Source organism: Streptomyces sp. HUAS MG56, from assembly GCF_058673395.1.
This window is the reverse complement of the sequence record NZ_CM178722.1, coordinates 6,916,169-6,935,485: the sequence shown is the minus strand read 5'-3', so window position 1 is coordinate 6,935,485 and position 19,317 is coordinate 6,916,169. Positions and strand designations below refer to the sequence as shown.

The window sequence follows — 19,317 nt, the reverse complement described above, 5'->3', positions numbered from 1 at the left end:
TGGCCGCCAACTGCATACCGGCCGCTTGAATCCGCGCGGGAGAGTCCCCAGCCGCTGCGCTGGGGCGCCGAAGGAGCAAGTCCCTCCCTTGAATCTCTCAGGCCCCGTTACCGCGCGGGCGAGGCACATCTGAAAAGCGGGCCGCTGCCGGCAGTGGCTCCACCCACGGTGCAAGCCGTGATCGTCCCCGTGGCGGTCGTGGCGAACCTCTCAGGTTCCGATGACAGATGGGGAGGAACGTTCCTCGCCCGTTCCGCTGTCCTGGGAGACGACCGACCGATGAGCAGTACCGAACCCACTGAGCTGCGCCATACCGCGCTGGACGAGCTCCATCGCTCGCTCGGTGCGACGATGACCGACTTCGCCGGCTGGGACATGCCCCTGCGCTACGGCTCCGAGCGCGACGAGCACGTCGCGGTGCGGACCCGGGCCGGCCTGTTCGACCTCTCCCACATGGGCGAGATCACGGTGACCGGCGCCGAGGCCGCCGCCCTGCTGAACTTCGCCCTGGTCGGCAACATCGCCTCCGTCGGTGTCGGCCGCGCCCGCTACACCATGATCTGCCGGGCCGACGGCGGCATCCTGGACGACCTGATCGTCTACCGGCTCGCCGAGACCGAGTACCTGGTCGTGGCCAACGCCTCCAACGCCCAGGTGGTGCTGGACGCCCTCACCGAGCGCGCCGCGGGCTTCGACGCCGAGGTCCGCGACGACCGGGACGCCTACGCGCTGATCGCCGTCCAGGGCCCGGAGTCCCCCGGCATCCTGAAGTCGCTCACCGACGCCGACCTGGACGGCCTGAAGTACTACGCCGGCCTGCCCGGCACGGTCGCCGGCGTCCCCGCCCTGATCGCCCGCACCGGCTACACCGGCGAGGACGGCTTCGAGCTGTTCGTGAAGCCCGAGCACGCGGTCGAGCTGTGGCAGGCGCTGACCGAGGCGGGCGAGGGTGTCGGCCTGGTGCCGTGCGGCCTGTCCTGCCGCGACACCCTGCGCCTGGAGGCGGGCATGCCGCTGTACGGGCACGAGCTGAGCACCTCGCTCACCCCCTTCGACGCCGGTCTCGGCCGTGTGGTCAAGTTCGAGAAGGACGGCGACTTCGTCGGGCGCGAGGCGCTCACGCGGGCCGCCGAGCGCGCCGCGTCCGAGCCTCCGCGGGTGCTCGTCGGGCTGATCGCCGAGGGCCGCCGCGTCCCGCGCGCCGGGTACGCCGTCGTCGCCGGCGGCCGGGTGATCGGCGAGGTCACCTCCGGCGCCCCCTCCCCCACCCTGGGCAAGCCGATCGCCATGGCCTACGTCGACGCGGCCCACGCGGCGCCCGGCGCCGAGGGCGTCGGCGTGGACATCCGCGGCAGCCACGAGCCGTACGAGGTCGTGGCACTGCCGTTCTACAAGCGCCAGAAGTAGAGACTGGGCGCGGTCGCGTCCCCCGCGGGCCCGATTCCGTGGCGGGTACGTGACCCTGCGCACAGTTGCCCGCTCACCAGCGGTTTCCGCAGTCCCCCCTTCATCAGCACTCCCGCGCGTACAGGAGAATTCAGGCCATGAAGAACCCCCAGCAGCTGCGCTACAGCAAGGAGCACGAGTGGCTGTCGCCCGCCGAGGACGGCGTCGCGACGGTCGGCATCACCGAGTTCGCGGCCAACGCGCTCGGCGATGTGGTCTACGCCCAGCTCCCCGAGGTCGGCGCCACCGTGACCGCGGGTGACTCCTGCGGCGAACTGGAGTCGACCAAGTCGGTCTCCGACCTGTACTCCCCGGTCACCGGTGAGGTCGTCGAGGCCAACCAGGACGTCGTCGACGACCCGGCGCTGGTGAACTCGGCCCCCTTCGAGGGCGGCTGGCTCTTCAAGGTCCGCGTCTCGGCCGAGCCGGCGGACCTGATGAGCGCCGACGAGTACACGGCCTTCAGCGCCGGCGAGGAGTCCTGACCGTATGACTGTCCTGAACACTCCCCTGCACGAGCTGGACCCGGAGATCGCCGCCGCGGTCGACGCGGAACTCGGCCGCCAGCAGTCCACGCTGGAGATGATCGCCTCCGAGAACTTCGCGCCGCTCGCGGTGATGGAGGCACAGGGCTCGGTCCTCACCAACAAGTACGCCGAGGGCTACCCCGGCCGCCGCTACTACGGCGGCTGCGAGCACGTCGACGTCGCCGAGCAGATCGCCATCGACCGGGTCAAGGAGCTGTTCGGCGCCGAGTACGCCAACGTCCAGCCCCACTCCGGCGCCTCCGCCAACCAGGCGGCCCTGTTCGCCCTCGCCCAGCCCGGGGACACCATCCTCGGCCTGGACCTGGCGCACGGCGGCCACCTGACCCACGGCATGCGCCTGAACTTCTCCGGCAAGCAGTTCAACGTGGTCGCCTACCACGTGGACCCGCAGACCGGTCTGGTCGACATGGCCGAGCTGGAGAAGCTCGCCAAGGAGCACCGCCCGAAGGTGATCATCGCCGGCTGGTCGGCGTACCCGCGTCAGCTGGACTTCGCCGAGTTCCGCCGGATCGCCGACGAGGTCGAGGCGTACCTGTGGGTCGACATGGCGCACTTCGCCGGTCTGGTCGCGGCCGGGCTGCACCCGAACCCGGTCGAGCACGCGGACGTGGTCACCTCGACCACCCACAAGACGCTCGGCGGCCCGCGCGGCGGCATCATCCTCGCCAAGAAGGACTTCGCGAAGAAGCTGAACTCCTCGGTCTTCCCGGGCTTCCAGGGCGGCCCCCTGGAGCACGTGATCGCGGCCAAGGCGGTGTCCTTCAAGGTCGCCGCCTCGGAGGACTTCAAGGAGCGCCAGCGCCGTACGGTGGAGGGTGCCCGCATCCTCGCCGAGCGCCTGACCGCGGCGGACGCCCGCGAGGCCGGGGTGAACGTGCTCTCCGGCGGTACGGACGTGCACCTGATCCTCGTCGACCTGCGCGCGTCCGAGCTGGACGGCCAGCAGGCCGAGGACCGGCTCCACGAGGTCGGCATCACGGTCAACCGCAACGCGGTCCCGAACGACCCGCGCCCCCCGATGGTCACCTCGGGCCTGCGGATCGGCACGCCCGCCCTCGCGACCCGCGGCTTCACGGCCGAGGACTTCGCCGAGGTCGCCGACGTGATCGCGGAGGCACTCAAGCCGTCCTACGACGCTCAGGCCCTGAAGGCGCGCGTGCAGGCGCTCGCCGACAAGCACCCGCTGTACCCGGGTCTGAACAAGTAAGACACCTTTTGCAGGGCACCGCGCACACTGGAGTACGTACCCGCGTACCGGCGTGTGCGGTGCCCGCCATCCTGTACCACCGTTTTCGCTCCACCCCGTCTTGAGGAGTCGTCCGTGGCCATCTCGGTCTTCGACCTGTTCTCGATCGGCATCGGCCCGTCCAGCTCCCACACGGTCGGCCCGATGCGCGCGGCGCGCATGTTCGCCCGCCGGCTGCGCAACGAGGACGTGCTGTCCTCGGTCGCCTCGCTGCGCTGCGAGCTGTACGGCTCGCTCGGCGCGACCGGCCACGGCCACGGCACGCCGAAGGCGGTGCTGCTCGGCCTGGAGGGCGCCTCGCCGCGCACGGTGGACGTGGAGTCGGCCGACGACCGGGTGACGGCGATCAAGGCGGCGGGCCGGCTGAGCCTGCTCGGCGAGCACGAGATCCCGTTCTCCTTCGACGACGACCTGGTCCTGCACCGCCGCAAGGCCCTGCCGTACCACGCCAACGGCATGACGATGTGGGCCTACGACGCCGAGGGCGCGGAGCTCCTGTCGAAGACGTACTACTCGGTCGGCGGCGGCTTCGTCGTGGACGAGGACGCGGTCGGCGCGGACCGGATCGTGCTGGACGACGCGGTCCTGAAGTACCCCTTCCGCACCGGCGACGAACTCCTCCGCCTCACGAAGGAGACCGGCCTGTCGATCTCCTCCCTGATGCTGGAGAACGAGCGGGCCTGGCGGACCGAGGACGAGATCCGCGCGGGTCTGCTGGAGATATGGCGGGTGATGCGCGAGTGCGTCGGGCGCGGCATGTCCCGCGAGGGCATCCTGCCCGGCGGCCTCAAGGTCCGCCGCCGCGCGGCCGTCTCCGCCCGCCAACTGCGCGCCGAGGGCGACCCGTTGGCGCACGCGATGGAGTGGATCACGCTCTACGCGATGGCCGTGAACGAGGAGAACGCGGCCGGCGGCCGGGTCGTGACCGCCCCGACCAACGGCGCGGCGGGCATCATCCCGGCGGTGCTGCACTACTACATCGACTTCGTCCCGGGCGCCGACGAGGACGGCGTGGTCCGCTTCCTCCTCGCCGCCGGCGCGATCGGCATGCTCTTCAAGGAGAACGCCTCCATCTCCGGCGCCGAGGTCGGCTGCCAGGGCGAGGTCGGCTCCGCCTGCTCCATGGCCGCGGGCGCGCTGGCGGAGGTGCTCGGCGGCAGCCCGGAGCAGGTCGAGAACGCGGCCGAGATCGGCATGGAGCACAACCTCGGCCTGACCTGCGACCCGGTCGGCGGCCTGGTCCAGATCCCGTGCATCGAGCGCAACGGCATGGCCGCGGTGAAGGCGGTCACGGCGGCCAAGATGGCGATGCGCGGCGACGGCTCCCACAAGGTGTCCCTGGACAAGGTCATCAAGACCATGAAGGACACCGGCGCGGACATGTCCGTGAAGTACAAGGAGACGGCGCGGGGCGGACTTGCGGTGAACATCATCGAGTGCTGAGGTAAACCGCGTGACGGGTGGGGCGGCAGCGGGTGGAGTGACGGACGGGGCGGCGCGGATACGGGTGCGGGTGCCGGTGGGGGCGGACGCGGAGCGCTGGGTCACCCGGGTCGGCTGCCGCCGGGTCCTGTTCGTCGTGCACAACGTGACGTCGGCGACGCGTCTGCTGGACGTCCTCCCGCTGTTCTCCGGCGACCTGCGCGTGCAGATGTTCGCCACCTGCACGGGCTCGTCCCCGTTCCTGGCCGGGGTGCCCGAGCTGCTGGCGCGGGCGGGGCTGCCGGTCCTGCCGTGGGAGCAGGCCAAGGAGACCCCGTTCGACCTGGCCGTGTCCGCCAGCTACGGCGGTGAACTGGCCGCCGTACAGGCCAAGTTGGCCGTGCTGTCGCACGGGGTGGGGTACAATAAGAGGCTCGCAACACCGGACAACACCGGACAACACCGGACAACACCGGTCTTCGGGCTGTCGCCCGACTGGCTCCTCGCCGACGGGAGTCCCCTCGCCGACGCCACCGTCCTCTCCCACCCGGAACAGCTGGACCGGCTGCGCTCGGCCTGTCCCGAGGCGGCGCCCACGGCGGTCCTCGCCGGTGACCCCTGCTACGACCGCATCCTCGCCGCACTCCCCCAACGCGCCCTCTACCGCCGGGCGTTGGGCGTCGGCCCCGGTCAGCGGCTGATCGTCGTCAGCTCCACCTGGGCGGCCCGCTCCCTCTTCGGCGGAGCCGCCGAGCCGGCGGCGGACGACCTGCTGCCCTGGCTGCTGTCCCGCCTCGCGGCGGAACTGCCCGCCGACGACTACCGGACCGTCGCGGTCCTGCATCCGAACATCTGGTACGGCCACGGGCCCGGCCAGGTCCGCGCCTGGCTGGACAACGCCCGGCGGGCCGGCCTCGACGCGATCGACCCCCTCGACGGCTGGCGCCAGGCCCTGATCGCCGCCGACTGCGTCCTCGGCGACCACTCCAGCGTCACCTACTACGCCGCCTCCCTCGGCATCCCCGTCCTCCTCGGCGCGTTCCCCCAGCAGGACCTCGACCCGCTCTCCCCGGTCGCCGCCCTCGGCCGTACGGCTGCGCGCCTCGTGCGCCGGGGCAGCCTGCGCGCCCAGATCGAGGACACCGTCGCCGCGCACGATCCCGCCCGGTACAAGGAGCTCGCGGAGCAGACCAGTTCGGCACCGGGAGAGTCGGCCGCCCTGCTGCGGCGCCTGTTCTACGGCCTCATGGAGCTGGCCGAGCCCGAGGGGCACCCGGCGCTGCTCGACCCGCTGCCGCTGCCGCCGTACCTGCCCGCCCGTCGTACCGCCCCGGTCCGCGTGCTCTCGGGCGGCCTCGGCACGGATCCGCCGCAGGTCCGCGTCGCCCGGTACGCCGTCGCCGGTGCCGGGCCCGACCCGTCGGACGCCCCGGACATGCGCTGGGACTGCGCGCACACGGTGGTCGACGAGGAGACCCGGGAGGCCGGCCGGCTGCGCGTCGCCGACGTCGTCGTACGGTACGCGGCAGGGGACGACCCGCGGCTCGGGCCGCCGGCCGCCTGGACGGCGGAGGCGCTCGACCGCTACCCGTACTGCGGACTGGCCGCCTACGTCGACGGGCCGGACCGCTGCGTCGTCCGCACCCGCGCGGGCGACCTCGTGCGGCTGGCCGCCACCGCGGGCCCCGACGGACGGGCCGACCTGTGCGATCCCGCCGCCTACGCCTCCGCGCTCCACGCCTGGCTCACCGACGGCCGGACCCTGGCCGACGCCCTGCCCGCGATCACCGTCCGCACGGGCGGGGCGGCACACCGCGTCACCGTGGCGCCCCTCGGCCGGGGAGCACCGTGAGCCGGATCCGGGATCCGGGCCTCCGCGTCGCCGGGCCGCGCGGCTCGGGGCTCAGGCCGTCAGTTCCGTCAGGCGGGCCCGGACACGGGTCAGGCCGAGCTGGTCCTCGTTGGCCTCGTAGCGTGCGGCGGCGGTGCGCAGGTCCTCCGCCTCCTGCTCCGGGCGTCCCGCCAGGCCGTGGCAGCGGGCGCGTGCCTCCAGGGCGTCGGCCAGCTGAAGCCCGGCGCCCGCCTCGGTCATCGCCGTGACGGCCGCGTCCAGGCAGACACGCGCCTGCTCCGCGTCGCCGGCGTCGAGGTGCGCGTCACCCAGACTCATGTAGACGCGGCCCGCGTTGTAGGTGTCGCCGCCGCCCGGCAGTCGGCGGAACCGGGCGAGGGCGTCGTTCAACCGGGCGACGGCGGCCGGGAATTGACGCTGCCTGGTCTGGGCGCGGCCGATGTGGTGGGCCAGCAGGGCCGTGGCGCGCGGCACGTCCGCCCATCCGTCCTGCCCCGGGCCGATCCGGCGCAGGACCTCCTGCGCCTCCTCGAAACACGCCTGCGCCGCCGCGAACTCCCACTGCTTGAGCCGGAGCAGTCCCAGCGACTCGACGGCGGTCGCCTCGCCCCGGTGGTGGCCACAGGCCCGGTCGGCGTCCCTGGCCCGCGTGAGGGCGTGCTCCGCGTCCGCCGGCCGGCCCGACCCCATGTAGCCGAAGGCGAGTTGGGCCCACATACGGCCGACGGACCGCGGATCGCCGAACTCCTGCGCCACGTGGCGTCCGGCGGCCTCGACCCCGAGGAGGTGCGTGTCGATCCACTGCGCGTGGTAGCCGAGCAGCAGGTGCAGGCCCCACAGGGCCTCGCACAGCTGCCAGACCAGGTCGTCGAAGCCGTGGTGGGCCGCGGCCCGGACGACGGCCGCGAGGTTCTCCCGCTCGGCGCGCAGCTCGGCCAGCGCGCGCTTGCCGTCGGCGCGGTCGCGGTGTTCCGGCAGGACGAGCCCCCGGTACGCGGGGCCGAGCCGCCAGCGCAGCGGCATGACCCGGAAGTCCGCGCCCGCCGCGAAGCGCAGGTGCGCGACCGCGACCCGGCGGACGGCGGCCGCCATCCGCGCGGGTCCGTCCTCGGCCTCCGCCAGCGCGTGGGCGTGCGCCCGGGTCAGGTCGTGGAACCGGTAGCGCTCCTCCCCGACCTCTTCCAGCAGATGCACCCGGGCCAGCTCCTCCAGCAGCCCGCGCGCCTCGTCCTCGTGGACGGCGGCGGCGTGCGCGGCGGTGCGGACGGTCACGGTCGGCCACGGCCACACCGCGAGCGCGCGGTAGAACGCGGCGCAGCCGGGGGTGAGTTCGGCGTAGGCGGCGTCCTGGACGAGCCGGACGGGATCGGCCGTTGCCGCCCGGTCCTCTTCACGCACGGCGGTGCCCGCCCGGTCGTTCCCCTGGTCCACACGGCCGCGGCCGGACAGCTGCTGGGCGACCCGCTCCCAGGTCAGCTGGTGCCGGACGGCGAGGCCGGCGCCCGTGGTGCACAGCGCGAGGGGGATCCCGCCCGTGCCGTCGGCCACGGCCCGCACCACGGCGTCGGGCGCGGCGGGGCGGTCACGGCCGGCGACCCGCCGGACCAGCGTCATCGCGTCCTCGGCCGACAGCGGCCCCAGCGGATACGGCCGGGCGCCGTGCTCGGCCACGAGCCGCCCGGGGCGGTACCGGCTCGTCACCAGGACGAGGCACTGCGGCGAGGCCGGGAGCAGCGGGATGACCTGGGCGTCGTCGTGGGCGTTGTCCAGGACGACGACCAGGCGGCGGTCGGCGGTGCAGTCGCGGTAGAGATCGCGCTGGCGCGCCTCGTCGCCCGGCACCAGGGCGCGCGGCACCCCGAGCCGCTCCAGGAACCACGCGAGCACGTCGGACGGCTGGAGCGCCGTTCCGGCCGAGGCGCCTTTCAGGTCCGCGAACAGCACCCCGCCGGGAAACCGCTCGCGCAGCTCCGTCGCGCAGTGCACGGCGGCGGCGGTCTTGCCGATGCCGCCCGGCCCGGTGAGCACGGCGACGGCGGGCGCGCCGGGCGTCCGCTCCTCGTCGTCGAGCAGGGCCGTCAGCCAGGCGAGCACCTCCGTGCGGTCGGTGAACACCGCCGTCGTCGGCGGCAGCATCTGCGGGCGCGAGGCACCGTGCGCCACGGCGGGTACGGTGCGCGGCGAGAGCCACGCGGCCTCGCGGACCCAGTCCGTGACCTCGCGGGCGAACTCCGGTGATCTGCGGGCGAGTTCGAGCAGCTGCCGCGCCGCCGCCGTCTGCTCGGACTCGGTGCCGGGGAAGGTGGGCGGGGCGGGGAGCCGCGAACCAGCCGCCGCAGACCCCGAGTTGTCACCGGAGCGGCCCCGGCTCAGCAGGTCGCAGAGCCGCTCGGAGAGCCGTCTGCCCGCTTCACCGCTGGCTCCGGAGACGGCACCCGAAGCGACCGTGCCGACCGCCGAGAGTGCCATGCTCATCAACGCTTCCACTCCGGAACTCCCCCCAACTCGCCGTTGCCGTCATCGTATCGACGCGCGGGCGCGGCGGACGGGGGCGACAGGCGGGGACGGCGGGCGGTGGGTGCACGTGGTGGCCACCAGCAGGTCCTCCCCCGTCGACAGGCGCAGGCCGTCCGGGCGGCCGGTGAAGTACCGCTCGGCGAGGGAGGCGCCCGAGACGTGCCGGGCCTCCTTGAACCCGGCCTCGCGGGCCAGGCTCAGCATCTCCTCGGGGGTGTAGAAGCTGCGGAACGGCGTGCCCGCACTCCGCGCGCCCCCGCCCGTCTGGCGCTGTTGGCCGGGGACCACGCGAGCATCATCACCTCGGACTGGCCGGCGAAGCCGGCGTCGGTCCTCAGTTCGGTCGTCGCCCGGAGCCGACTTCCGCCTCGTGGAGCGGATCGCGCGTGCCATCGTGGGGCATCACTCAACCAGCACCTCCAACTCCTTACCCCCATCGGCACTTCGAGGAGTCCCCCACATGCTCCACGGCATCGATGTCAGCGCGTTCCAGTCGTCCTCGTACGACACGAGCGGCCTCTCCTTCGCCTTCATCAAGGCGACGGAGGGCCGCACGTACACCAACCCCCACACCGCCGCCCAGACGAAGACCGCCCGGGACGCCGGACTGGTCGTGGGCTTCTACCACTTCCTGTGGCCGGGCAACCTCGCCGCCCAGGCCGAACACTTCGTGACCGCCGCTCCCTCCAGGGCGGGCGACATCCTCGCCGTCGACTGGGAGACCACGGGCGACGGCACCCACGCGAGCAGCGCGGAGAAGGACACCTTCCTCAAGAAGGTGAAGTCCCTGCGCCCGAACCACCGGGTGATCCTCTACTGCAACCGCGATTTCTGGCTGAACATCGACGACACGTCCTACGCGGCTGACGGGCTGTGGATCGCCGACTACGTCACCGCCGGCCACCCTCGCGTCCAGGCCCACTGGCGCTTCCACCAGTACACCAGTGACCCGCACGACAAGGACGTGGCCGACTTCTCGTCGAAGGCCGCGCTGAAGAGCTGGGCGGAGGCCTGAGCGGCGGTCAGCCGCGGAAGCCCGCCGGGCGTTCCGGGGAGGCCTCGGCGAGGGCCTTGGTGACGGCTTCGGTGCCGGCCTGGAGGCCGTAGACCGGGGTGTCCGGCTGCTGGCGCCAGGAGTCGTCGATGCCGCCCGCGTCCACCGTGTCGAAGCCGAGCTCGTCGATCAGGGCGCGGACCCTGGCCTTGGCGGCCGCGTCGTCGCCCGCGACCGGGAGGGCCATGCGGTCGGGGGCACCGGCCGGGCGGGGGCGGTCCAGGATGTCCTGGGCGTAGGTGCCGTTGAAGGCCTTGATCACCGGGTGGCCGAGGTGCTGTTCGGTCCAGCGGCTCTCGGTCAGGCCGTCGTCCTCGATCGCCGCGATGCGGCCGTCGCGCTGCTGCGGGTAGTAGTTGCCGGTGTCGATCACCGCCACGTCCTTCGCCGCGCCGTCCAGCACGCCCGAGGGGAGGTTCGGGATCGCCTTCAGCGGGATCGTGACGACCACCACCTCGGCGTCCCGGGCCGCCTCCTCGACCCGGACCGCGCTCGCGCCCGTCTCCTCGGCCAGTTCCTTCAGGGTCTCGGGGCCGCGGGAGTTGGCCACGGAGACGTCGTGGCCGAGGGCGGTGAGCCTGCGGGTGAGGTTGCCGCCGATGTTTCCCGCGCCGATGATGCCGATCTTCATGTCAGGCCCTCCGGGGTCGTCTCGTTTCATGCATGTGCATGCTTCGGGTATCCCCGACAACCTCTTCGGTCCCGGCGCTATTCCGCGCCTCCGGCATTCGTGTGAACCGCCTCAGACGCGTACGACGATCTTGCCCGTGTGGCGGTTCGACTCCATCAAGCGGTGTGCGTCCCCGATGCGGTCCAGGCCGTCGTACACCTCGGCGATCACCGGCCGGAGAGTGCCGTCGGTGAGGCCCGAGCCGACGTAGTGGGCGGCACGGCGGCGAACTCGCTGACTACAGTGGGGCCATGGACGTGCTCAGCGACGTCGTCGCCGCGATGCGCACCGGGCAGCCGCACTCCTCGCGCCGGTACAAGTACGCGCTGGGTCCCGGCGATGTCGTCTTCCTGGCGTACGGGCAGGCGCACAGCCTGTCCGGCGCGCTCGACGTCCCGCTGCGGGAGATACGGATGCAGCCCGACGGCACCTGGGGCGGCTGGCCGCAGGAGACGCGGGAGGGACACCCGGACGCGGTCACGCTGTGCGGGTTCTACCGGCTGGACCGCGAGCGCTCCCACCGGCTGCTGGCCGAGCTGCCGCAGATCGTGCATCTGCCCCCCACGGCCGGCGGGCACCGCGCGCTGCGGGCGGCGGTGGAGCTGCTCGGGACGGAGCTGGAGGAGCAGCGGCCGGGCACCGACGCGATCGTGACCTCGCTGCTGGACACCCTGCTGCTGTTCATCCTGCGGGCCTGGTGGGAGAGCGAGCGTGCGGCGGGGCGGGCGCGGGGCTGGGCCGGGGCGCTGGCCGATCCGGCGGTCGCGGCGGCGCTGCGCGCGATCCACGGCGATCCGGCGCACCCCTGGACGGTGGCGGAGCTGGGCACCGCCGGCGGGCTGTCCCGGGCGGCCTTCGCGCGCCGGTTCACGGCGCTGGTGGGCGAGCCGCCGCTGACGTACCTGACCTGGTGGCGGATGACCACAGCGGGCCGGCTGCTGTGCCACGACGACCTGTCCCTGCGCCAGATCGCAGAACGCACCGGCTACACCTCGGAGTTCGCCTTCGCCAAGGCCTTCAAGCAGGAGTACGGCACCGCAGCGGGCCACTACCGCAGGACCGCCCCCTGACCCCGTTCCCGCCCCTTCCTGCGGCACCCGCCGGGACGGACACCAGGGCGCGGGCGGCCGGGTCGGGCTCGGCTCCTGGTCCGCGCACCGGGAGGAGCCCGGGGCGCACCGGTTCACGGGTACCCTGACCGCCGGTGGCGGCTGCGCGGGCACCGGGGACACGCCCCTCGCGGCCGTCACGGACGCGCTCGCGGGCGCCGGACACTCGGTGGAGGTGCTGGACGTGGTGGAGCAACCGGACCTGGACGGCGAGGCGGTCGCCCGCGCCGAGTGCCGGGGCGGCGACCGGATCCGGCGGGGCGCGGGCCGGGACGCCTGCGGTCTCGCGGCCTCGGCACGGGCCGTGCCGTGCGCGGTGGACCGGGCGGTGGTCCGGTGAGCGAGGTGCTGCGCGCGGAGGGCGTCGATCTCGTCCGGGACGGGCGGCCGATCCTCCGGGAAGTCTCGCTGACGGTCCGGGCCGGGGAGCACTGGGCGCTGCTCGGGGCCAACGGCGCGGGAAAGTCGACCCTGTTGGGGCTGCTCGGGGCGGTGACGCATCCGAGCCGGGGCACGGTGGAGGTGCTCGGGAGCCGGCTGGGCCGGGTCGATCTGCGGGAGCTGCGGGCGCAGGTGGGGCACGTCAATCCACGCCATCCGCTGTCCTCGCCGCTGACGGTACGGGACGTGGTGCTGACCGGGGTGACGAACTCGATCGAGCTGCTCCCGCGCTGGCGGCCGAGCCTGGAGCAGGAGGAGCGGGCCGAGGCGCTGACGGCCACGCTGGGGCTCGCGGCGCTGCGGGACGCCCGCTGGCCCACGCTCTCGCAGGGCCAGCGCGGGCGGACGCTGATCGCGCGGGCGCTGATGCCCGAGCCCCGGCTGCTGCTCCTGGACGAGCCGGCGACCGGTCTGGATCTGCCGGGCCGGGAGCAGCTGATCGAGGCGCTGGAGGAGCTGCGGTCGGCCCGGCCGCGGCTGGCGACCGTCCTCGTCACACATCACCTGGAGGAGCTGCCGTCGGGCACCACGCACGCGGTGCTGCTGCGCGACGGGCGGGTGCTGGCCTCGGGGCCGGTCGAGGAGGTCCTCACCGGCGACCAGATCGGCAAGTGCTTCGACCTTCCGCTCACGCTGCAGCGTCACGACGGCCGCTGGAGCGTGCGGATCCGGCGCACCGCATGACGCAGGGGGCGCCCCGGCCGGTACGGCCGTGGCACCCCCCGGGCGGGTCACTTGTCCAGGTAGGCCCAGAACTCGTCGAACGACAGGACCTTGTCGCCGTTGAGGTCGCGCTGCTTGATGATGGACTCCGCCACGGACTCGGTGACGTTCCAGTCGCCGGCCTCGGCCAGCGCGTGCTTGAACTCGGCAGCGGTGATGAATCCGTCTCCGTTCGCGTCGATCCGCTCGAACTGCTTGCGTGCTTCCTCGATGTCCGCCACCGATCCGCCCCTTTTGCTCGTGTTTCTGTTGCCGTGCTGGCGTACTGACGCTGGTCAGATTAACGGGCCGCGCGAGCACGCAGCGCGGTGACCACCCAGGCGAAGTCCTCGGCGTGCGGCGGGGCGGGCTGCCGGTTCACGATGGAGACGAGTTCGCGGTACCGGGCGACGCGGTCGTTGAACCCCACGGCCATGCGTTCCAGTACGGCTTCCCGGTCGGCGTCCCCGAACAGCTCCGTCAGGACCTCGTCGGCCTCGGGCGCGGTGGGCTCGACGCCCCGCTCGCGCGCCGGGGCCACCAGGTCCACCAGCCGCTTGGCGAACCACAGGGACCGTCCGCGCGGCTGCCGGTCCGCGGCGTTGAACTCCATCGCGCGCCGCATCTGCGCCCGGAACTCCGGGTCCTGGAGCATCTCGGCCAGTTCCACCCAGGCGTCGACCTCCTCCGGTGTGGGGTCCTCCGCGAGGTGGACGGCCGTCTGCCGGATCCGCTCCTGCACGTCCGGGTCCACCGCGTCGAGCCCGTGGAGCGTCTCGTCCACGAACTCCTGCATGATCCGTTGTCGCTGCGCCGCCGACAGTCGCGCCAGCTTGTTCATCAGGGTCATCTCCTTGGCCGTCGAGCCTCGTCGGGCGACCGTCGACAGCACGGCCCGGGTCACCTTCAGCGCCCTGATCTGCGCGTCCAGCGCCGCCACATGGGCGGCCGCGACCTCCGCCACCGTGCGCTCCCCGGCCAGCACCCTGCGTACGTCCGCCAGGCCCAGCCCCAGCTCGCGCAGGGTCCGGATGAGCTCCAGGCGGGCGACGCCCTCGCTGTCGTACAGCCGGTAGCCGCCCGGGGAGCGGGTCACCGGGGTGAGCACGCCCTCGTCGGACCAGTAACGGATGGTGCGCACGGTCAGCCCGGTGGCCCGGGCCAGCTCGCCGATGGTGAGGAGTCCGGTGCCGTCGTCGGTCATGTCCGGGAGTCTGGGCCTTCCAGCGGGTGGAGACTCAAGGGGTGCGGCGCGGTCTGTGCGTCGGAGCGTTCGGTGCTCAGCGGAAGACGCCCGTGTGGCCGAGGGAGTAGCGGCCGGGCTGGGGGTAGACCGCGAGGCCGTGCGGGCCGCTGCCGACCTTGATGCGGGCCAGCTGCTCACCGGTCCGCGTGTCGATGGCGTACACCTCGGAGTTGTAGCGGCCGGACAGCCACAGCACCTTGCCGTCGGCCGAGACACCGCCCATGTCGGGGCTGCCGCCCTGAGGCAGCCGCCACTTCTTGGTGAGCTTGTCCTGGGCGAAGTCGAAGACGGAGATCGTGCCCTCGCCCCGGTTGGAGATGTACATCTCGCGGGAGTCGCGGCTGACGTAGAGGCCGTGGCAGCCCTTGCCGGTGTAGAGGAAGCGGGGCTCGTCGAAGGTGTCGCCGTCCAGGATCCACAGTCCGTTCGCGACCATGTCGGCGATGTAGAACAGCTTGCCGTCCGGGGAGATCTTGACGTCCTGCGGCATCGAGCCGCGCTGCGGCAGCCTCCGCTGGTCGACGACCTCCATCCGCGCGGTGTCGACCTTCAGGATCTCTCCGCTGAACTCGCAGGAGACGATGAAGTAGCGGCCGTCCGGGGAGAAGTCGGCGTGGTTGACGCCGTAGCACTTGACCGGCAGCGTCTTGACGACCTTCATGGTGTGCGCGTCGCGGAAGACCAGCGCGCGGTCCATGGAGGCCATGACGACGGCGTACTTGCCGTCGGGCGTGAAGTACAGGTTGTACGGGTCGTGCACCGCGAGCGACTTGCCCGCCTTGCCGGTCTTCGGGTCGATCGGGGTGAGGCTGTTGCCGAGGTCGTTGTTGACCCAGAGGGTCTTCAGGTCCCAGGACGGCACGACGTGCTGGGGCTGGCGGCCGACCGGGATCGTGTCGATGACCTTGTAGGTCGCGGGGTCGATGACGGTGACGGTGTTGGAGTTGGTGTTGGGGACGTACACCCGGGACGGGAAGTCCTTGACGACCGGGGAGAGCTGGTTCGGGCGGTCGGCGGCGTAGAGGTCGTCCGGGTTGTCGACCGCGGGCATCCCGGGGAGCACGTCCACCCGCTTCTGGTCCACCTGTGGCCGGGCGGGCGCCTTGCTGCCGAGAGCCTGGTCGCCCCCCTTCGAGGAGCCGGAGCTGCACGCGGACAGCAGGGACAGGGCGGTCAGGGCGGCACCGGCGGCCAGCAGCCGGGCGGCTTTCGTGATGCGCATCAGCTCAGCAGCTCCGTGGTGGTGACCGCGCGCAGTCCGCGGCGGTCGAGTTCGTGGAGGACGTCGGGCAGAGCGGTGACGGTGTCCGGGTACCCGAAGTGCATGCTCACCACCGACCCCTTCTTCACGTCGGCGAGAACCTTGCGGGTGACGGCGGCGGCGCCGGGGCGGGTGTAGTCGAGCGAGTCGACGTCGTACGACAGCACGTGCGGGTACCCGGCCTCGCGGGCGAGCCGGACGACCAGCGCCGACGCGGTGGGCGAGCGGGAGGGGCGGAACCAGGTGCCGATGGATCCGGTGAGCCGCTTCAGCCGGTCCGCGCAGTCGGTGATCTCCTTGCGGGCGTCCGCCTCGGCCATCTCGTTGACGGAGATGTGCCGTTGGGTGTGGTTGCCGAGGTCGTGGCCGCCGTCGAGGATCCGGCGGGCGATGTCGGGGTGTTCGTCCAGCCAGGTGCCGACGGCGAGCACGGTGAGGCGGGCGCCGTGCTGCTCCGCCGTGTCCAGCAGGGAGTGGGCGATGCCCGGATCCCCCTGGCCGTGGAAGGTGAGGGCGACCTGGGGACGGGTGCGCGGGCCGTGGGCGATCTGGGCGGGCAGGCCGGGATAGGCGCGGGGAGCGGGGGCGGCCCGGGCGCCGGCCGAGGGACGGCTCGTGGCGTGGGCGTCGGAGGGGGAGGCGGTGGGGGACCCGGGGTCCGGGGTGGCGGCCGGGGCGGTCTTACCGGCACCGCAACCGGCGGCGAGCGCACCGCCGGTGACGAGTCCGGCGCCCGCACGCAGCACCCCGCGTCGGTTGGTCGTGGTCACCCGCACCATTTAAGGGCGGGGAGGTAAGAAAAGCACCGATTAGCCCGATTGAGGGATGATTTCGGGTCGCGGTCGCCTCGGCGCAAGACGCCGGCTACCGGTCGGACACCCGCATCTCGAACCAGGTGGTCTTGCCGCGCGGGAGCAGGTCCACGCCCCACCGGTCGGAGAGCTTGTCCACCAGGAAGAGGCCGCGGCCGCTGACGTCCAGGTCCTGAACCGGCATCAGACAGGGCAGCCCGCGCGAGGGATCGCGGACCTCGACCCGGATCCAGCCGGGGCGGCGGCGCATCCGCAGGCCGAAGACCCGGGCGCCGGTGTGCCGTACGGCGTTGCCGACGAGTTCGGACACGAGTAAGACGGCGTCCTCGGTGATCTTGGGGGTCAGCCGCCAGGTCCGCAGGACGACGACCTGGGTGAGCCGGCGGGCGGTGGCCGCGGATTCCGGGCGGGACGGCAGCGGGACCTCCGCCTCCGTCGGGTTCCCGAACAGTTCGAGCGCCTTGAGCGCCTGTTCGTCCTCGACCCCGGGCGACCAGCGTGCCGCGGCAGCACGACCGTGTCCCCGCGGCTGTTCGATGCCCTCCAGCCCCGCCATGCCCCCATGATGGCCGTCCGGAGGCGTCTTGGGGGCCGTTCCGGCGGAATACGCCCCCTGCACGCCCCCACTCCCACCCCTGCGCTTGGCATATGCCGACGACACGTCGACGTCCGGTGCGACTCGGTTGACCTGCGCGGACGGCTCACTTCCGGGCAATCGACAGGCTCCCTCGACGGCACAGGCTTAAGGTCGCCTTAAGGCTCCCATAAACCGCCCCATCGAGGGACCCGGATGAGACGACGCGTCAATTGCAAGGGGCACAGCGGGAGTTGCGACCGAAGTTACCCGGAAGTTCACACGCTGACGCTCAGCGGAACTTGGCCTTGCCCGGGCCCTCCTCCACGAAGCTGCGCATGCCGGTCTCGCGGTCCTCGGTGGCGAACAGGCCCGCGAACCAGTTCCGTTCGACGGCGAGCCCGGTGTCGATGCCGGTCTCCAGGCCGGTGTCCACGGACTCCTTCGCCGCGCGCAGCGCGATCGCCGGCCCCTGGGCGAGCCTCGCGGCCCAGGCGTGCGCCTGCTCGTACACCTCGGCGGCCGGCACGACCCGGTCCACCAGGCCGATCGCGAGGGCCTCGTCGGCCCTGACCTGACGGCCCGTGAAGATGAGGTCCTTGGCCTTGGAGGGGCCGACCAGCCGGGGCAGGCGCTGGGTGCCGCCGGCGCCCGGGATCAGACCGAGCAGGATCTCGGGCTGGCCGAGCTTGGCGTTGTCGGCGGCGATGCGGAAGTCCGCGCACAGGGCCAGTTCGCAGCCGCCGCCGAGGGCGTAGCCGGTGACGGCCGCGACGACGGGCTTGGGGATGCGGGCGACGGCCGTGAAGGCGTCCTGGAGGCCACGGGAGCGCTGGATCATCGCGGCGTGATCCATGTTCTGCATCTCCTTGATGTCCGCGCCCGCCGCGAACACCCGCTCGCCGCCGTAGATCACCACGGCGCGCACGTCGTCGCGGCGCGTGACCTCCTCGGCGAGTTCCTTCAGCCGGTCCTGGGTGGCGACGTCCAGCGCGTTCATCGGCGGACGGTCGAGGCGCAGCGTGCCGACGCCTTCGGCGACTTCGAGATTCACGGTCATGCAGGCAGGTTAACGGGGACTAACGGCGGCGGGCCCGGTGCCGTAGGTCACAGCACCGGGCCCGTCCGTCAAAGCGGGCTCACTTCGTCCAGTCCGCCCACGACATGTTCCAGCCGTTGAAGCCGTTGGCCGGGTCCACCGTGCGTTCGTTCGCGTGCTGGACGACCACCACGTCGCCGATGAGCGAGTGGTTGAAGAACCAGGCCGCAGGGGTGGAGCTGTCGTAGCCGCCCTGCACGTCACGCAGGCCGATGCAGCCGTGGCTGGCGTTGTAGTTGCCGAAGGCGTCGCCGCCCCAGTAGTTGCCGTGCGCGAAGGTGCCGGAGCCGGTCAGGCGCATGGCGTGCGGGACGTCCTTGATGTCGTACTGCTTGCCGTAGCCCACCGTCTCGCTGTCCATGCGGGTCTCGGTGAGCTTCTCGCTGATGACCATCTGGCCGTTCCAGGTGTCGTAGCCGGGCTTGCCGGTGGTGACCGGGAGGGTCCTGACGACCTTTCCGTCCTGGGTGATCTTCATCGTGTGCTTCTCGGCGTCCACGACGGAGACCTGGTTGCGGCCGATCGTGAACGTCACGGTCTTGTGCTGCTTGCCGTAGACGCCGGAGCGGCCCTCGACACCGTCGAGGTTCAGGTCGACGGTGACCTTCGTGCCTTCCTTCCAGTACTTCTCGGGGCGGAAGTCGAGGCGGTCGTTGCCGAACCAGTGGCCCTCGACGTCGACCGCGGGCTGCGTCGTGATCTTGATGGACTTCTCGACGGCCTGCGGGTCGGTGATGCCCCGGGTGAAGTTGACGGAGAACGGCATGCCCACGCCGACGGTGGAGCCGTCCTCGGGGGTGAAGGTGCCGAGGAAGGTGTTCTTCGGGGTGAGGGTGGTGAAGGTGGAGTCCTCGGCGCTCTCGCGGCCCTCGGAGTCCTTCGCGACCGCGTGCACCGTGTACGTGGTGGCCGCGGCCAGGTGGGTCGACGGCGTCCAGGACGCGCCCCCGCCGCCGATGCTGCCGTCGACCTTCGCGCCCTTGGCGTCCTTGACGGTCACCTCGGTCAGCTTGCCCTTGGCGACGTCGACCTTCAGCGCGCCGCTGGTGTCGACGCCGGTGGCGCCCGACTTGGGCGATATCGTGACGGCCGCCGCCGACTGCTGCTTGCCCTGCTGGGTGCTGGAGCCCTTGCCGTCGGCCCCCGCCCCCTTGCCACCGCCCCCGCCGCACGCGGCGAGCGACAGCACCAGGGCGCCGGATATCAGCGCCCATCCCGTGTTCCTACGGCCTCGCCGTCCCGCCGTCGACGCCCCCGATATGGGCCGCACGTTCAAGTCGTCTCCCCTCGCCGGACCTGGTCAGGCCCGCTCCCCACC

18 protein-coding genes, 2 pseudogenes and 2 riboswitches are annotated in these 19,317 nt (G+C 72.4%); of the genes and pseudogenes, 9 read left to right on the top strand and 11 right to left on the bottom strand.

Going from position 1 to position 19,317, the window contains the following annotated elements:
- Positions 1–26: 26 nt before the first annotated feature.
- Positions 27–123, top strand: a riboswitch (glycine riboswitch).
- Positions 124–237: riboswitch (glycine riboswitch) on the top strand. It begins immediately after the preceding riboswitch.
- 42 nt (positions 238–279) lie between these two features.
- The 5 genes from gcvT (at position 280) to AC4OXY_RS32760 (ending at position 6,514) form a co-directional block, all read left to right on the top strand.
- Positions 280–1,407 carry a glycine cleavage system aminomethyltransferase GcvT gene (gcvT, locus tag AC4OXY_RS32780; protein ID WP_356034546.1) on the top strand — a complete coding sequence of 376 codons (1,128 nt, stop codon included), beginning with the start codon at positions 280–282 and terminating at the stop codon, positions 1,405–1,407.
- 137 nt (positions 1,408–1,544) lie between these two features.
- Positions 1,545–1,931 (top strand): glycine cleavage system protein GcvH, encoded by a 387-nt coding sequence (gene gcvH / locus AC4OXY_RS32775; RefSeq protein WP_356034543.1) that lies wholly within the window; start codon positions 1,545–1,547, stop codon positions 1,929–1,931.
- Between the two features lie 4 nt (positions 1,932–1,935).
- The gene (gene glyA / locus AC4OXY_RS32770) at positions 1,936–3,201 is read left to right on the top strand and encodes a serine hydroxymethyltransferase (protein WP_376289388.1); all 1,266 of its coding nucleotides are present in this window, start codon (positions 1,936–1,938) and stop codon (positions 3,199–3,201) included.
- Between the two features lie 114 nt (positions 3,202–3,315).
- A complete protein-coding gene (locus AC4OXY_RS32765) occupies positions 3,316–4,683 on the top strand; it encodes an L-serine ammonia-lyase (RefSeq protein ID WP_491991519.1) in 1,368 nt (455 codons plus the stop codon).
- A gap of 10 nt (positions 4,684–4,693) precedes the next feature.
- Positions 4,694–6,514: a hypothetical protein gene (locus tag AC4OXY_RS32760; protein ID WP_491991518.1), complete on the top strand. Its 1,821-nt coding sequence runs from the start codon at positions 4,694–4,696 to the stop codon at positions 6,512–6,514.
- Positions 6,515–6,565: 51 nt separating this feature from the next.
- Here the strand turns inward: AC4OXY_RS32760 and AC4OXY_RS32755 are convergent, their stop codons facing one another.
- Together AC4OXY_RS32755 and AC4OXY_RS32750 are read right to left on the bottom strand one after the other, a co-directional pair.
- Positions 6,566–8,989, bottom strand: coding sequence for an XRE family transcriptional regulator (locus AC4OXY_RS32755; protein ID WP_491991517.1), 2,424 nt, complete (start codon positions 8,987–8,989; stop codon positions 6,566–6,568).
- Between the two features lie 108 nt (positions 8,990–9,097).
- Positions 9,098–9,286 (bottom strand): annotated as a pseudogene (locus AC4OXY_RS32750) (SAM-dependent methyltransferase); the annotation flags it as partial.
- 205 nt (positions 9,287–9,491) lie between these two features.
- Between AC4OXY_RS32750 and AC4OXY_RS32745 the strand changes: the two are divergent.
- Complete coding sequence (locus AC4OXY_RS32745) at positions 9,492–10,046, top strand: glycoside hydrolase family 25 protein (protein ID WP_376289394.1); 555 nt, start codon at positions 9,492–9,494, stop codon at positions 10,044–10,046.
- Positions 10,047–10,053: 7 nt separating this feature from the next.
- Here the strand turns inward: AC4OXY_RS32745 and AC4OXY_RS32740 are convergent, their stop codons facing one another.
- Both AC4OXY_RS32740 and AC4OXY_RS32735 read right to left on the bottom strand, forming a co-directional pair.
- Entirely contained in the window at positions 10,054–10,716 is a 663-nt protein-coding gene (locus tag AC4OXY_RS32740) for an NADPH-dependent F420 reductase (protein ID WP_362822414.1), read from the bottom strand.
- 111 nt (positions 10,717–10,827) lie between these two features.
- A pseudogene (locus tag AC4OXY_RS32735) lies at positions 10,828–10,983 on the bottom strand (zinc-binding dehydrogenase); the annotation flags it as partial.
- A 23-nt stretch (positions 10,984–11,006) separates the two neighbouring features.
- Between AC4OXY_RS32735 and AC4OXY_RS32730 the strand changes: the two are divergent.
- The 3 genes from AC4OXY_RS32730 to AC4OXY_RS32720 all read left to right on the top strand — a co-directional run bounded on the left by AC4OXY_RS32730 (position 11,007) and on the right by AC4OXY_RS32720 (position 12,989).
- Positions 11,007–11,825 carry an AraC family transcriptional regulator gene (locus AC4OXY_RS32730; protein WP_491991516.1) on the top strand — a complete coding sequence of 273 codons (819 nt, stop codon included), beginning with the start codon at positions 11,007–11,009 and terminating at the stop codon, positions 11,823–11,825.
- 223 nt (positions 11,826–12,048) lie between these two features.
- On the top strand, positions 12,049–12,204 hold the full coding sequence (locus tag AC4OXY_RS32725; protein ID WP_356034523.1) for a hypothetical protein: 156 nt from the start codon (positions 12,049–12,051) through the stop codon (positions 12,202–12,204).
- Positions 12,201–12,989 (top strand): ABC transporter ATP-binding protein, encoded by a 789-nt coding sequence (locus AC4OXY_RS32720; protein WP_491991515.1) that lies wholly within the window; start codon positions 12,201–12,203, stop codon positions 12,987–12,989. The genes AC4OXY_RS32725 and AC4OXY_RS32720 overlap by 4 nt, the downstream gene beginning before the upstream one ends.
- Before the next feature lie 47 nt (positions 12,990–13,036).
- On the opposite strand, the gene AC4OXY_RS32715 is transcribed toward AC4OXY_RS32720, so the two are convergent.
- From AC4OXY_RS32715 to AC4OXY_RS32685, 7 genes are all read right to left on the bottom strand, one after another.
- Positions 13,037–13,249 carry an EF-hand domain-containing protein gene (locus AC4OXY_RS32715; protein ID WP_356034518.1) on the bottom strand — a complete coding sequence of 71 codons (213 nt, stop codon included), beginning with the start codon at positions 13,247–13,249 and terminating at the stop codon, positions 13,037–13,039.
- 59 nt (positions 13,250–13,308) lie between these two features.
- Positions 13,309–14,211, bottom strand: coding sequence for a MerR family transcriptional regulator (locus AC4OXY_RS32710; protein WP_491991514.1), 903 nt, complete (start codon positions 14,209–14,211; stop codon positions 13,309–13,311).
- Between the two features lie 76 nt (positions 14,212–14,287).
- Positions 14,288–15,475 carry a YncE family protein gene (locus tag AC4OXY_RS32705; RefSeq protein WP_356034512.1) on the bottom strand — a complete coding sequence of 396 codons (1,188 nt, stop codon included), beginning with the start codon at positions 15,473–15,475 and terminating at the stop codon, positions 14,288–14,290.
- Positions 15,475–16,293, bottom strand: coding sequence for a polysaccharide deacetylase family protein (locus AC4OXY_RS32700; RefSeq protein ID WP_402070019.1), 819 nt, complete (start codon positions 16,291–16,293; stop codon positions 15,475–15,477). Before AC4OXY_RS32700 ends, AC4OXY_RS32705 begins: the two co-directional genes overlap by 1 nt.
- Positions 16,294–16,378: 85 nt before the next feature.
- The gene (locus tag AC4OXY_RS32695; protein WP_071379738.1) at positions 16,379–16,882 is read right to left on the bottom strand and encodes an ATP-binding protein; all 504 of its coding nucleotides are present in this window, start codon (positions 16,880–16,882) and stop codon (positions 16,379–16,381) included.
- A gap of 310 nt (positions 16,883–17,192) precedes the next feature.
- Complete coding sequence (locus AC4OXY_RS32690; protein ID WP_356034507.1) at positions 17,193–17,960, bottom strand: enoyl-CoA hydratase/isomerase family protein; 768 nt, start codon at positions 17,958–17,960, stop codon at positions 17,193–17,195.
- Between the two features lie 79 nt (positions 17,961–18,039).
- Complete coding sequence (locus AC4OXY_RS32685) at positions 18,040–19,275, bottom strand: L,D-transpeptidase (RefSeq protein WP_356034504.1); 1,236 nt, start codon at positions 19,273–19,275, stop codon at positions 18,040–18,042.
- Positions 19,276–19,317: the final 42 nt, after the last annotated feature.

Bases quoted from the DNA above. Each gene is read 5' to 3' on its own strand.
- gcvT (WP_356034546.1), top strand. From the start codon at position 280: ATGAGCAGTACCGAACCCACTGAGCTGCGCCATACCGCGCTGGACGAG.
- gcvH (WP_356034543.1), top strand. From the start codon at position 1,545: ATGAAGAACCCCCAGCAGCTGCGCTACAGCAAGGAGCACGAGTGGCTG.
- glyA (WP_376289388.1), top strand. From the start codon at position 1,936: ATGACTGTCCTGAACACTCCCCTGCACGAGCTGGACCCGGAGATCGCC.
- AC4OXY_RS32755 (WP_491991517.1), bottom strand. From the start codon at position 8,989: ATGAGCATGGCACTCTCGGCGGTCGGCACGGTCGCTTCGGGTGCCGTC.
- AC4OXY_RS32745 (WP_376289394.1), top strand. From the start codon at position 9,492: ATGCTCCACGGCATCGATGTCAGCGCGTTCCAGTCGTCCTCGTACGAC.
- AC4OXY_RS32740 (WP_362822414.1), bottom strand. From the start codon at position 10,716: ATGAAGATCGGCATCATCGGCGCGGGAAACATCGGCGGCAACCTCACC.
- AC4OXY_RS32730 (WP_491991516.1), top strand. From the start codon at position 11,007: ATGGACGTGCTCAGCGACGTCGTCGCCGCGATGCGCACCGGGCAGCCG.
- AC4OXY_RS32710 (WP_491991514.1), bottom strand. From the start codon at position 14,211: ATGACCGACGACGGCACCGGACTCCTCACCATCGGCGAGCTGGCCCGG.
- AC4OXY_RS32705 (WP_356034512.1), bottom strand. From the start codon at position 15,475: ATGCGCATCACGAAAGCCGCCCGGCTGCTGGCCGCCGGTGCCGCCCTG.
- AC4OXY_RS32700 (WP_402070019.1), bottom strand. From the start codon at position 16,293: ATGGTGCGGGTGACCACGACCAACCGACGCGGGGTGCTGCGTGCGGGC.
- AC4OXY_RS32695 (WP_071379738.1), bottom strand. From the start codon at position 16,882: ATGGCGGGGCTGGAGGGCATCGAACAGCCGCGGGGACACGGTCGTGCT.
- AC4OXY_RS32690 (WP_356034507.1), bottom strand. From the start codon at position 17,960: ATGACCGTGAATCTCGAAGTCGCCGAAGGCGTCGGCACGCTGCGCCTC.